Here is a 13,184-nt window from a genome sequence, read left to right as displayed (position 1 = left end):
ACACGCTCCGGCACCAGGCCGGAACTTACGGGAGCCTCACTATGACCGATATTGCGCAGTTGCTTGGCAAAGACGCCGACAGCCTATTACAGCATCGTTGTATGACTATTCCATCCGACCAGCTTTACCTTCCGGGTCACGACTACGTTGACCGCGTCATGATCGACAATAATCGCCCGCCGGCGGTTCTGCGAAACATGCAAACTCTCTACAATACCGGGCGTCTCGCCGGGACGGGATACCTGTCTATTTTGCCGGTAGACCAGGGCGTGGAGCACTCAGCGGGCGCCTCGTTTGCCGCTAACCCGCTCTATTTCGATCCGAAGAATATCGTGGAACTGGCGATTGAAGCCGGTTGCAACTGCGTGGCCTCCACCTACGGCGTGCTGGCTTCCGTTTCGCGCCGCTATGCGCACCGCATCCCGTTCCTCGTCAAACTCAATCACAACGAGACGCTAAGCTACCCCACGGAATACGATCAGACGCTCTACGCCAGCGTTGAGCAGGCCTTCAATATGGGGGCGGTGGCCGTTGGGGCGACGATTTACTTTGGCTCTGAGCAGTCACGCCGTCAGATAGAAGAGATCTCCGCCGCGTTTGAACGGGCGCATGAGCTGGGCATGGTTACCGTTCTCTGGGCCTATCTGCGCAATAATGCTTTCAAAAAAGACGGCGTGGATTACCACGTGTCTGCGGATCTGACCGGCCAGGCTAACCATCTGGCGGCGACCATCGGCGCAGACATTGTTAAGCAAAAAATGGCTGAAAATAATGGCGGCTACAAGGCGGTGAACTTCGGTTATACCGATGACCGCGTTTACAGCAAGCTGACCAGCGAGAACCCTATCGATCTGGTGCGCTACCAGCTGGCGAACTGCTATATGGGCCGGGCGGGCCTGATCAACTCTGGCGGTGCGGCAGGAGGCGAAACGGATTTAACCGATGCGGTTCGCACGGCGGTGATCAACAAACGCGCGGGCGGGATGGGGCTGATCCTGGGTCGCAAAGCGTTTAAGAAAACCATGACCGAAGGCGTGAAGCTCATCAATGCGGTTCAGGATGTCTATCTTGACAGCAAAGTGACCATCGCTTAATCCACCTCACTGACCCTCTCCCGTCGGGGGAGGGTATCCTGATGTTGCTTGTCCTGCACGTTCCTTTTCCCGGGCCGTAAATGGGTGCGGTAATTCACTTCATTTCCTTCCGAACGTCCTTTCGATCCACTTCACACTTCGCCCTCCTTTTGTGAAAAGTGTCACTCCCTCCCGTGCATTTGCACAACAAATCGTCGACGCATAGCGGAAATTGTCTAAGGCAGCGGACGAATTTTGCGCTTAAAGTTAATTTCGAAACAGCTTTTCAAATTAAGACGTCGCACCAATCTCCGTTGTGTTAAGGACTGATAATGAAAATTGAATCTGTAAATGTCACCGTCTTCCAGTACCCCACGCGTCGGGTCTCGGACAGCGCCGGTCATTCGCATCCTGGCCCGGAAAGCCTGGCCAAAATGGCGATGCTCACCATTACGGCAGACGATGGCACGCAAGGGTACGCTTTTGCGCCGCCGGAAGTGGTGCGCCCCTTCGTGGTGAATACCTTCTTCCGCAAAGTGCTGGTGGGGCAGGACGTATTCAATCGTGAGCGCATCTGGCAGGACCTGGCCCACTGGCAGCGTGGGAGCGCACACCAGTTAACCGAGCGCGCGCTCTCGTTTGTGGAACAGGCGCTGTGGGATCTGGCGGGACGTAAGCTGAATATGCCGGTCTGGAAACTGCTTGGCGGCTATCGGGATACAGTGCCAGCCTACGGCAGCACCATGTGCGGCGACGATTTGCCAGGCGGCCTCTCTACGCCGGATGAGTATGCCCGCTTTGCCGAAAAGCTGGTGGCGCGCGGCTATAAGGCCATCAAGCTGCATACCTGGATGCCGCCGGTCTCTTTCGCCCCCAACCCGAAAATGGATGTTAAAGCCTGTGCTGCCGTGCGCGAAGCGGTCGGCCCCGACATCGATCTGATGATTGACGGTTACCACTGGTACAGCCGTGCCGAGGCGCTTTATATCGGCAAAGCGCTGGAAAAACTCGACTTCGCCTGGTTTGAAGAGCCGATGGAAGAGGAGAGCATGGCCTCATATGCCTGGCTTGCGGACAATCTGTCGATACCGATTATCGGCCCGGAAAGCCTGGGTGGAAAACACCACAGCCGCGCCGACTGGGTTAAAGCGGGCGCCTGCGACATTCTGCGTGCGGGCCCCAACGGTGTCGGCGGCATTTCACCCACGCTTAAAGTGGCTCACCTGGCGGAATCCTTCGGCATGGACTGCGAAGTGCACGGAAACGGCGCGGCAAGCCTGGCGGTGATTGGCGCCATTAAAAACTGCCGCTGGTATGAACGTGGGTTACTGCATCCGTTCCTGGATTACGACGAACCTGCGGCGTATCTCAATAGCCTTATCGATCCGATGGATGAAAACGGCATGGTCACCTTGCCAGACCGCCCCGGACTCGGTGAAGACATTAATTTTGCGTATATCGAAGCTAATACCGTCAGCCACGACTGACCATAACAATACTTCAACCCTACAAACGGTATACACAGATGAACAAAAACACCCTCACGAAGGCGTGTTTACTCACGCTTTCGCTGATGATGGGGAGCGGTGCGGCGTATGCAAAAACGCCGCCCGACCAGCTCATCATCGGCATGAATATGAACAACCTGCTGACCCTCGATCCGGCCGCTATGACCGGCAACGAGGTCGTCGGGATAGTGGTGAATCTCTATGATTCGCTGGTGGAGCTTGACCCGAACGAACTGACTCACGTGAAACCTGCGCTGGCGAAAAGCTGGGAGATCGCACCGGATCGCAAAACCCTGACGTTTCATCTTCGTGATGATGTGACTTTCCATTCCGGTAATCCGCTTACCGCAGAGGACGTCGTCTGGTCGATGCGCCGCCTGCTGCACCTTAATCTGGCGCAGGCCTCGGTGTGGAAATCCTACGGCTTCTCGAAGAAGAACATCGACCAGCAGATCAGCGCGCCCGATGCGTACACGGTGCAAATTGTTCTGCCGAAGCCCAACGATCCGCAACTGGTGATCTATTCCCTGGGCGCACTCGGCAATCTGGGCGTACTCGACAGCAAAACCGTGCAGCAGCATGCGGTAAACAACGACTGGGGCAACCGCTGGCTCACCACCAACGAAGCCGGCTCAGGGCCCTTTATGCTGGAAACCTGGCAAGCAAAAGATGTGTTGCGGATGCAGCGCAACCCGCATTACTGGCGTGATGCACCCAAAATGAACCGGGTCGTGCTGCGCCATTTCCAGGAGTCGCAAACCCTGCGACTGATGATTGAAAAAGGCGATCTGGATATCGCCAGCAACATGGCGGTGTCTGACATCAACGCCCTGCGTAAAGACCCTCACTTAACGGTAGAAGCCGTGCAAAAAGGGACGGTCTACTACGTCGCCATGAGCATGAAAGAGGCGCATTTTGCCAATCCGAAAGTGCGCGAGGCGGTGCGCTACCTGATTGACTATCAGGGGATCAACAAGGCGCTTATGCCGGGCTACGGCGTGCTGCACCAGCGGCCCATTAAGGCGGGAATGCCGTCCACGCTGCCGGACCCGGGTTATCAGCTCGACATACCGCGTGCAAAAAAACTGCTGGCGGAAGCAGGGTACCCGCAGGGGTTTGACACTACCTTACGCGTGCTGGCAGACCAGCCGTTTTTGAATATCGCCATCGCCGTGCAGTCCACGCTGATGCAGGCGGGGATCAACGCCAAAATTATCACCGGCACCGGTAACCAGATCTACGGGGCGATGCGCGAGCGCAAATTCGACATGCTGGTCGGGCGCGGCGGCAGCGGGGTGGAACCGCATCCGCACTCCAGCCTGCGTGCGCTGGTCTATAACCCGGACAACAGCGACGCGGCGCGGCTCACCAATTTCCAGGGGTGGCGCACCAGTTTTTACGACAAGCCACTGAATGAGATGATCGATAAAGCGTTGCTGGAGCGGGATGCAAAACAACAGATTGCCGATTATCAGCAAATTCAGGTGCGTTATGACGCGCTGATCCCGGCGATGGTCCCGCTGTCGCAAATGGTCGATTCCGTGGTGGTGCGTAACGAGGTGAAAAACTTCCAGTCGCATCCTTCGGCGACCACCTTCCTGCGCGAAGTCTATAAAACCGGAGGTGAACAATGAGCGTGGCGATCCTCTCTCCTGGCTCCCGCACCCGCCGTTTTTCGAAACGGCTGACGCAGGTGCTGATCACGCTGTTTGGCCTGCTGCTGCTCACGTTCTTCATCGGGCGCGTTATGCCGGTGGATCCGGTTCTGGCGATTGTCGGCCCGGATGCGGATCACAGTACCTACCAGCAGGTCTATCACCAGCTGGGCTTTGACCAGTCGCTGCTGACCCAGTTCGGCATTTACCTTAACAATCTGCTCCACGGCGATCTGGGTAATGCCTTGCTGACGGGCAAACCGGTGACGGACGATATTCTGCGCGTCTTCCCGGCCACGCTGGAGCTGGCCACCATGGCGATTATCGTCGGTGCGGGGCTTGGGATCCCGCTGGGCGTGCTGGCGGCGGCACGGCGCAACAGCGTGTCGGATTATGTGGTGCGCATCATCAGCCTGGCGGGCTACTCCACGCCCATTTTCTGGGTGGGCATGATGGGTCTGCTGCTGTTTTACGCCTGGCTCGGTTGGGTGGGCGGCGCGGGACGTCTGGATCTCGGTCTGGATGGCATGGTGCCGCGTCGCACCGGCCTGATGACCCTTGACGCGTTGCTGGCCGGTAACAGCGCGGTCTTCTGGAACGCTATTAATCATCTGGTGCTGCCCGCGTCGCTGCTCGGTTTTCACTCGCTCGCCTACATCAGCCGAATGACCCGCAGCTTTATGCTGGCGCAGCTGTCGCAGGAGTTCATCATCACTGCCCGCGTAAAAGGGTTAACGGAGCGTCAGGTGATCTGGAATCACGCGTTTCGTAACATTCTGGTTCAACTGTTGACCGTCGTTGCGCTGGCTTACGGCTCCCTTCTGGAAGGCGCCGTGCTGATTGAAACCGTCTTCTCCTGGCCGGGCTTTGGCTCCTACCTCACGGGTAGCCTGCTGCTGGGGGATATGAACGCGGTAATGGGCTGTGTACTGCTGGTGGGGCTGATTTTCGTCATGCTCAACCTGCTCTCTGACATGCTGTATCAATTCTTTGACCCGAGGACGAAATCATGACCGTTTCTCTGGATACCCCGCTGGGCGCGCGTCAACGTGAAGGCCGTCAGCGGCTTAAGCGGACCCTGACGCGGGCCACCGGCTTTGTGGGCAAGATGGCGCGTAATCCGTTAACCGCGATCGGCGGGGGCATCGTACTGCTGCTGCTCATCGTCGCCGCGTTTGCCCCGTGGATTGCCCCTTATAACCCGCTGGTGCAGGACCTGAACAATGCGCTGGTGGCACCGAACGGGCAGCACTGGTTCGGCACCGACGAGTTTGGTCGTGATATTTTTAGCCGGCTGGTCTACGGCTCGCGTATCACGCTCTATATCGTGCTGCTGGTCTCGGTGACCGTCGGGCCGCTGGGGCTGCTGTTGGGCGTCACCGCCGGCTATTTTGGTGGCAAAGTCGATGCGGTGCTGATGCGGGTCACCGATATTTTTATCTCATTCCCAAGCCTGGTGCTGGCCCTGGCATTTGTTGCGGCGCTCGGTCCGGGCCTTGAACACGTGGTGATTGCCATCACGCTGACCGCCTGGCCACCCATTGCCCGACTGGCGCGAGCGGAAACCCTCTCGCTGCGCCAGGCCGATTTTATCTCGGCGGTACGGTTACAGGGGGCATCGCCGGTGCGTGTTTTATGGCGACACATTGTGCCGCTCTGTCTGCCCTCGGTCATTATTCGTATCACCATGAATATGGCCGGGATCATTCTGACGGCCGCAGGTCTGGGCTTCCTGGGCCTGGGCGCGCAGCCGCCGGAACCGGAGTGGGGGGCGATGATCTCCAGCGGACGTACCTACATGATGGAGTGCTGGTGGGTGGTGACGATCCCCGGTCTGGCGATTCTGATTAACAGTCTGGCATTCAACTTTTTAGGAGATGGCTTACGTGACATCCTCGATCCTCGCAGCGAATAACGCGCTGCTCGACGTGCGCGATCTCCACGTCGACTTTACCAACGGCAGCGCCGTGACGCAGGCCGTGCGCGGCGTCTCATTCCAGTTAGGTCGCGAAAAGCTGGCAATTGTAGGTGAATCGGGCTCGGGTAAATCCACGGTAGGGCGGGCGCTACTGCGTCTGCATCCGGCCAAGGCCCGTATCAGCGCCACCCGCATGCAGTTTGGCGAGGTGGATTTGCGCACGGTCAGCGAGGCGCAAATGCGCGGCATTCGTGGCAAGCGGATCTCCATGATCATGCAGGACCCGAAGTATTCGCTTAATCCGGTCGTTTGCGTGGGTGACCAGATCGCCGAAGCCTGGTTAACCCATCATCCCGGGCGCAAAGCCGAGGCTAAGGCAAAAGTGCTGGAGATGCTCGACGTGGTGCGCATTCGCCAGCCGGAGCGGGTGTATCACCTCTATCCGCATGAAATCTCCGGCGGGCAGGGGCAGCGCATTATGATTGCCATGATGCTGATTACCGATCCTGAACTGGTTATTGCCGATGAACCCACCTCGGCGCTGGATGTGTCGGTGCGCCTTCAGGTGCTGGGATTGCTGGACGATCTGGTGGCGTCACGCGGGCTGGGGCTGATTTTTATCAGCCACGATATCAACCTGGTGCGCAGCTTTTGCGATCGGGTGCTGGTGATGTATGCCGGTCGGGTGGTGGAATCCATCGCCGCCTGCGATCTGCATAACGCAAAGCACCCGTATACGCAGGGGTTAATTAACGCGCTGCCGGAGCTTAACCATCGTCGCCCGGTGCTGCCCGTCCTGCAACGTCAGGCCAGTTGGCTCACCGAGTAAGGAGCAGAGATGATCGAGATTAAACATCTTAACCTCGCCTTTGGCGAAGGCGAGAAGCGCAATCAGGTGCTGGACGACGTGAATATTACCGTCCGGGAAGGCGAAATTTATGGGCTGGTCGGGGAGTCCGGTTCCGGCAAAACCACGGTGCTCAAATGTCTGGCCGGGCTGTTCACGCACTGGGATGGCGAGCTGGCGATCGACGGCAAAGCGCTGGAGAAGCGCATCAGCCAGGCGCGTTGCCGACGCGTTCAGATGGTGTTCCAGGACCCTTACGGTTCACTGCATCCGCGCCACACCATTGGCGATATTCTGGAGGAGCCGCTGCAGATCCACGGTATCACGGACCGGGACCGTCGCATTCATGGTTTGCTCGATAAAGTTGGGCTGAATCGGGCCTTTCGCGATCGCTATCCGCACCAGCTTTCCGGCGGGCAGCGCCAGCGTGTGGCCATCGCGCGGGCATTGATTCTGGAGCCGCAGGTGTTATTGCTGGATGAGCCGACTTCCGCCCTGGATGTCTCGGTGCAGGCGGAGATCCTGAACCTGCTGGCTGAGTTGCAGCGCGAATCGAATCTGACCTACCTGATGGTGACGCACGACTTAGGGGTCATCGCGCATCTGTGTCAGAGGGTGGCGGTGATGCAGTACGGCAAAATCCTCGAAACCCTGACCGTCGATGAGATGGTCGCCGGGCGGGCAAAAACGGATTATACGCGGATGTTAATGACAGCCAGTCAGCAGTACAGCCGTGAAATGGCGCGACAGGTCTCGGTTTATTAATTATCAGGAGCCAGGCCGGGCAGGTTTGAACGTCCCCCGGCGCTGGCGTCAGCGTAAAAGCGCGCAATCCGGCGGCAAGCGGCACTGCAACGCGCCGGGCATGACCGCAATGCGGAAACGATCGCCGCTTAAAGGTTCCCCGTCCAGGTTGAAGGTCATGCCATGGGGAGCCTCAACCTCAAACCAGGCGGACTGGCCGTCGATAATATTCGGGCTCTCTTCAGGATTGGTGAGAGTGGTAAACAGCGCCGGTAGCAGTTCGTCGCCGGTAAAAATACGCAGCTGCAGGAGTCCGTCATTGATCAGCGCGTCGGGGCAGAGCTGTTGACCGCCACCGGCCTGACGCCCGTTACCAATGCCAATGACCAGCGCGTCGCCCTGCCAGTGAAAGTTGTCGCCGGTAATTTCGCAGCGGTCCGGCTTAAGGGTATCCATGCGCATCAGACCATGAATGAGATACGACACGCCGCCCAGCGCGGCTTTGAGTTTTTCCGGCGTTTCGCTGGTGATGCGTGTGCCAAATCCACCGGTTGCCATATTGATAAAACAGGTCTGGTCATTGACCTGAGCAATATCCACCGCCGTCGGCTTACCCACAATCGCCAGCTGGAGGGCCTTATCCAGGCTTTCCGGTATCCCGACACTGGTGGCGAAATCGTTGGCCGTCCCTAAAGGTAAAATGCCCAGAGCCAGGCGATGAGCCGCGTTCAGTCTGGTCAGCGCCGTTGCAATTTCATTGATGGTGCCGTCGCCGCCGCCCGAGATCACGGTTTTTACTCCCAGCTGGCAGGCTTCATCGATATAGCGCGCCGCGTCGCCCTTTTCCCAGGTGACACGAACGTGAATAACGACGCCTTCATCACGTAAATCAGCAATAGCCTGACGCAACGGTTCGTTGCCTGCACTTTTGCCGTTAAGGATCAATAAACTGTCTGGATAGATTGCCATCCACGGTGCTCCCTTTTTCTGCGCTCTCAAGAGTGTATCTCAGCGAAGCAAAAAACGGGTAAGAACAGGCCGAAAGGCAAAAAAATAAGCCTGCGTAAGGGGGCGTTTACGTACCTGGAACATTAAAACAATTGCTGGCCCTGTTCCGACCCAATCAGGACAGCAACAGATTGACCGGAGGTAGCAAACGAGCAAAACCCGCCAATGCGAGTCGTTTTGACTCTTTTAATTACCTGAGCAAATTCAATGACCGTCCGCAAGGTGCCAGAAGCGGACGTTGCTAGCCCATGGTACGTTAGTTTAAAAGGGGCAGGTCATCAGATCCGACTTTGCAAAAAAACCGAACTGCCCCCTTAAACCGCGGTAGGGCAGGCACCGGAATTTCCGGTTGCCTACGGCTTAAAACTTAGAGGCTGGCGTACTGTCCGAACCTGTATTTTCTCCAGATCTGTGCCACGGTTAAACGGTACAATGTTAAATGGCGATATGACTACGCCGGTCATCAGACGGCGTCACGCCAAATGTTTTTTTGTATAAAGTGGTGAAATAATTGCTGTTAGTAAAACCACACATAAAAGCAATTTCGGTCACGGTCATCTCTGTTTCACGCAGCCTTGATCGGGCAGACAGGAGTCTCAGCCTCTTTATGTAATTCTCGGGTGTCATTCCGGTGGCTTCTTTAATATGCCTGAACATGGTCCGGGGCGTTAAATGGAAATTTAACGCCAGCAGATCCCAGTCATATTGTTCAAAACAATTCTCCTGCAGATGGTTGAGAAGTTTATGTAATTTATAACGTGTATTGTTTTTCTGCGCCCTGTACTGGGCTTCGGTAATGACCATAACCAGTCTGAAAAAAAGATATTCCCGTTGCTCAACTGGCTGTACCGAATTAAAGATCTGATCGACCAGTGAATTGCATTCCATTCGGATCCCCGGGGGTAACCAGACATATGAACTCAGGTTACCTGCCGATATCCGCTCAAGCAGACCTTCCATCCGGCTCAGGTAATTAAAATCAACATTCGGATTAACCAGAATGTTAATCAGTTTCAGCGTTCCCAGCTCGTCGTAAAAATGATGGTCTGTTCTTCGCACATAAAAAACATCCCCCTGCTGTACAAACAGAGGCCTGCCATTAATAACATGCAGCCCATGCCCCTGTTCAACAATCACTAACTCGTCAAATTCATGAGTATGTTCACAGCCATTATCTTCCGGATCGCTTTTATACAACGCAAGCTTATCGGTGTCGGCATTGAAATACATTGTGATCGTCAGATTGTTCATACATACCTCCTGATTACTGAGGGCAACAATAGAGGAATTGTGCCAGTACAGAAACGGAGGTTTTACAAAATGTGAACCTTCCACCTGTAATCTCACATCCACTGCCACTTTCTCTGCTGACTTGGCAGCCGCAGGGTGGTTGCCACATACCCGGGACGAATATCCTTCAGGAAATTCCAGAGGGGAAGTATATGTCGCAAGCCATACAGTCGAACAGTCATATGACCATGATGAGGGAACCCGTCTTCCTGAATAAGGCCGCTGAGCTGACACCGGTCATACGCAGAAGAAAAACCTGTCCGCTTAATGCCATTCGCCTGTGCGAAGATCCGCAGGCAGTGCATGGCTGGAGTATGGAGCCTATAGACACCGCGGACGCTTATCTGCAAAAGAGCTTCAGCACCGGAGACAGCCTTATTCTCGATTTCGGGACGCACGGGGTGGGCTGGCTGACGTTCGCCTGTGATTACACAGGCAGCCCGCCTGATGCACCTGCACACCTCCGGTTCACCTTTGGTGAAACACTGTGCGAGATTGCCGAGCCATTCAGCGAATATGAGGGCTGGCTAAGCAGCAGCTGGCTGCAGCAGCACGACGAATACATTGATGTTATTCCTTCCACGATCCAGCTTTCACGGCGTTACTGTTTCCGGTATCTGAAAATCACTGTTGTCTCTTTATCCCCCAAATATCAGCTTCGTTTAACGGATGTGACTTTTGAAACCGTCAGTTCTGCTCCGGAAACACACCCGGCATGTGATACCCGCGATGCGCAGTTGAGGCGCATTGATGAGATATCAGTCCTGACACTGCGTAACTGTATGCAGGAAGTTTTTGAGGATGGACCTAAACGGGATCGCAGGCTGTGGCTGGGCGATCTGAGACTGCAGGCGCTGGTTAACAACGTCACCTTTAAGAACCATGATCTCGTACGTCGCTGTCTTTATCTCTTTTCAGGCCACCGGCGTGAGGATGGCATGGTGTCCGCCAATATATTTACCAGACCTCATGTGATCGCTGATGACACTTTCCTGTTCGACTATTCACTCTTCTATGTCGATATCCTGAATGACTACGTGCTTGAAACTCAAGATGTGGCCACCGCAAAAGAACTCTGGCCGATCGCGTTACGACAAATTGAGCTTGCTCTGGATCGCTGTGACACTGACGGCCTTGTAACAGACAGCAGCGACTGGTGGTCATTTATTGACTGGCACGAAAAACTGAATAAACAGGGCCCGTCACAGGGGGTGCTGATCTACTGTCTGCATAAAGCAATACAGCTTGCACAGATTTGCCAGCCGGAGTTATGTGAGCGTTTATCCGCCACGTTAAGCCGGCTGATGGCAGGTGCCCGGCGATTATGGGACCCAGCCAGAGGGCTGTATGTCAGTGGTGCCGAACGACAAATCAGCTACGCAACGCAGATCTGGATGGTACTGGCCGATATCGGCGACGGTGCTCACCAGCGGACAGTGATGGAAAACCTCCTTCATTCATCCCCGGAAATTGGTATGAATACGCCATACATGAGACATCACTTTATCGCCGCGTTATTAAAAACGGGTATGCGCGAACGGGCGATCGAGGAAATTAAAAAATACTGGGGGAAAATGGTCGAATACGGCGCAGACACGTTCTGGGAACTCTTCGATCCCGAACATCCCGACTTCTCTCCGTATGGCAGCAAGCTTATTAACAGTTACTGCCATGCCTGGAGTTGCACCCCGTCCTGGTTTATTCGCCAGTACGGACTTTAAATACTCGTGATTGAAGAGACAATAAAATGGCTGATACTTCACTGAATGTATGGCGCCAGCGGGTTGGATATGGCATCGCTGACTTATCCTGTAACCTGGTCTGGCAGTTAATTTCATTGTATTTGATGTTTTTCTATACCGATGTCATGGGGTTGCCGGCTTACTACGTTGGCATTATGTTCCTTGTAACAAGACTGGTGGATGGTGTTGCTGATGTCCTGATGGGACTGGTTATTGATAATACCAGTACCCGCTGGGGACGTTGCCGCCCCTGGTTACTGGTCGGTGCCGTTCCGTTCGGTGTCATGTGCGTTCTGGCCTTCTATGTCCCTGACTTCGGCACTACCGGAAAGCTGATTTATGCGTTTATCACTTATCTCTGTCTCTCTTTTCTTTATACCCTTGTGAATATCCCGTTCTGTGCAATGCTGCCATTTATCACGGCTGATTCGCAGGAAAGAACGACGCTGTCATCAGTGCGCATTTTATTAGGCTCACTGGGTTCGACCATTGTGGCAGTGGCCACGCTACCACTGGTTGCTTCGTTCGGTCGGGGCGATCAGGAGCGGGGCTTCCTCTATACCGCGATTATTTTTGGTGTGATCGCCACCTTTTTCCTGCTGGTCAGTTTTAAGAACGTTGAAGAAAAAATCACGATAACCCAGGAGCGTATGACGCTTAGTCGTGCCTGGCTGGGCCTGAAGGAAAATACCCCGTGGAAAATATTTGCGATGAATATCTTCCTGATGTGGGGGGCATTTTTCTTTCAGACCGGGGCGCTGGTTTACTTCTTTAATTACTATGTCGGCAGCACCGAACTGACAGCGATTATTGCGGGGATAACAACATTTGTGCCGCTGCTTGGAACACTGACCGTTCCGGTGCTGGCAGCCAGAATGAAGAAACGGCACGTTTATCTTTTTGCCAGTTTTATAAACCTTATTGGTATGGCAATCATGATTGCCTCAGGCGTTAATCATATGGGACTTATTGTCGGTGCCGTTATTCTGTCCCTGGGAGCTGGCCAGCGACTTGCCATCTATTTCTCCATGCAGGCAGATCCTGTGGATTATGGCGTATGGAAAACAGGTATTAACACGGCAGGTATTTTAACGTCCATTAATGGTTTCCTGGGAAAAGTCGCTATGGCCATTGCTGGCGCAATAACAGGCCTGTTGCTTTCATCCGGCGGGTATGTTGCCAATGCAACGCAATCTGCGGACGCTTTGTTTGCGATTAAAGCCTGTTATCCCTATATACCAGCAATATTGATTATCGCATCGATGGTCTGGATGGGTAGATTTTACAGGCTCGATGATACCTACGCAGATATCCGGGCGGATCTGGATGCTGCTCAGCATTCACCATCAGATAACGAAAATAAAAAAGCAGCCGTTATTTAAATAATTATAAGGACACT

Annotated in this window: 11 protein-coding genes; 9 read left to right on the top strand and 2 right to left on the bottom strand. The window is 54.8% G+C overall.

Going from position 1 to position 13,184, the window contains the following annotated elements; all coding sequences use genetic code 11:
- Positions 1-41 precede the first annotated feature (41 nt).
- The 7 genes from fbaB (at position 42) to LZP96_RS13605 (ending at position 7,766) form a co-directional block, all read left to right on the top strand.
- Complete coding sequence (gene fbaB, locus LZP96_RS13635) at positions 42-1,094, top strand: class I fructose-bisphosphate aldolase (protein WP_258926065.1); 1,053 nt, start codon at positions 42-44, stop codon at positions 1,092-1,094.
- 311 nt (positions 1,095-1,405) lie between these two features.
- Complete coding sequence (locus LZP96_RS13630; RefSeq protein ID WP_064326713.1) at positions 1,406-2,560, top strand: mandelate racemase family protein; 1,155 nt, start codon at positions 1,406-1,408, stop codon at positions 2,558-2,560.
- A 38-nt stretch (positions 2,561-2,598) separates the two neighbouring features.
- Positions 2,599-4,215, top strand: coding sequence for an ABC transporter substrate-binding protein (locus tag LZP96_RS13625; RefSeq protein WP_064326712.1), 1,617 nt, complete (start codon positions 2,599-2,601; stop codon positions 4,213-4,215).
- Positions 4,212-5,249: an ABC transporter permease gene (locus LZP96_RS13620; protein ID WP_064326711.1), complete on the top strand. Its 1,038-nt coding sequence runs from the start codon at positions 4,212-4,214 to the stop codon at positions 5,247-5,249. The genes LZP96_RS13625 and LZP96_RS13620 overlap by 4 nt, the downstream gene beginning before the upstream one ends.
- Positions 5,246-6,151 (top strand): ABC transporter permease, encoded by a 906-nt coding sequence (locus tag LZP96_RS13615; RefSeq protein ID WP_064326710.1) that lies wholly within the window; start codon positions 5,246-5,248, stop codon positions 6,149-6,151. Before LZP96_RS13620 ends, LZP96_RS13615 begins: the two co-directional genes overlap by 4 nt.
- Positions 6,123-6,983, top strand: a complete 861-nt coding sequence (locus LZP96_RS13610) for an ABC transporter ATP-binding protein (RefSeq protein ID WP_064328165.1) — start codon at positions 6,123-6,125, stop codon at positions 6,981-6,983. The genes LZP96_RS13615 and LZP96_RS13610 overlap by 29 nt, the downstream gene beginning before the upstream one ends.
- A gap of 9 nt (positions 6,984-6,992) precedes the next feature.
- Complete coding sequence (locus LZP96_RS13605; protein WP_064326709.1) at positions 6,993-7,766, top strand: ABC transporter ATP-binding protein; 774 nt, start codon at positions 6,993-6,995, stop codon at positions 7,764-7,766.
- 48 nt (positions 7,767-7,814) lie between these two features.
- On the opposite strand, the gene yegS is transcribed toward LZP96_RS13605, so the two are convergent.
- Positions 7,815-8,714, bottom strand: a complete 900-nt coding sequence (gene yegS, locus LZP96_RS13600; RefSeq protein ID WP_064326708.1) for a lipid kinase YegS — start codon at positions 8,712-8,714, stop codon at positions 7,815-7,817.
- Positions 8,715-9,188: 474 nt separating this feature from the next.
- Complete coding sequence (locus LZP96_RS13595) at positions 9,189-10,004, bottom strand: helix-turn-helix domain-containing protein (protein WP_064326707.1); 816 nt, start codon at positions 10,002-10,004, stop codon at positions 9,189-9,191.
- Positions 10,005-10,195: 191 nt separating this feature from the next.
- Here LZP96_RS13595 and LZP96_RS13590 point away from each other — a divergent pair, with 191 nt between their 5' ends.
- Both LZP96_RS13590 and LZP96_RS13585 read left to right on the top strand, forming a co-directional pair.
- Entirely contained in the window at positions 10,196-11,764 is a 1,569-nt protein-coding gene (locus LZP96_RS13590; protein ID WP_258926064.1) for an alpha-L-rhamnosidase-related protein, read from the top strand.
- A 26-nt stretch (positions 11,765-11,790) separates the two neighbouring features.
- On the top strand, positions 11,791-13,167 hold the full coding sequence (locus LZP96_RS13585; RefSeq protein WP_258926063.1) for an MFS transporter: 1,377 nt from the start codon (positions 11,791-11,793) through the stop codon (positions 13,165-13,167).
- Positions 13,168-13,184: the final 17 nt, after the last annotated feature.

It is taken from the genome of Huaxiibacter chinensis, from assembly GCF_022171985.1.
GTDB classification, from domain to species: Bacteria; Pseudomonadota; Gammaproteobacteria; order Enterobacterales; family Enterobacteriaceae; genus Enterobacter; species Enterobacter chinensis_A.
The sequence above is the reverse complement of the archived record's forward strand: the minus strand, read 5'-3'. Positions and strand labels throughout refer to the sequence as shown.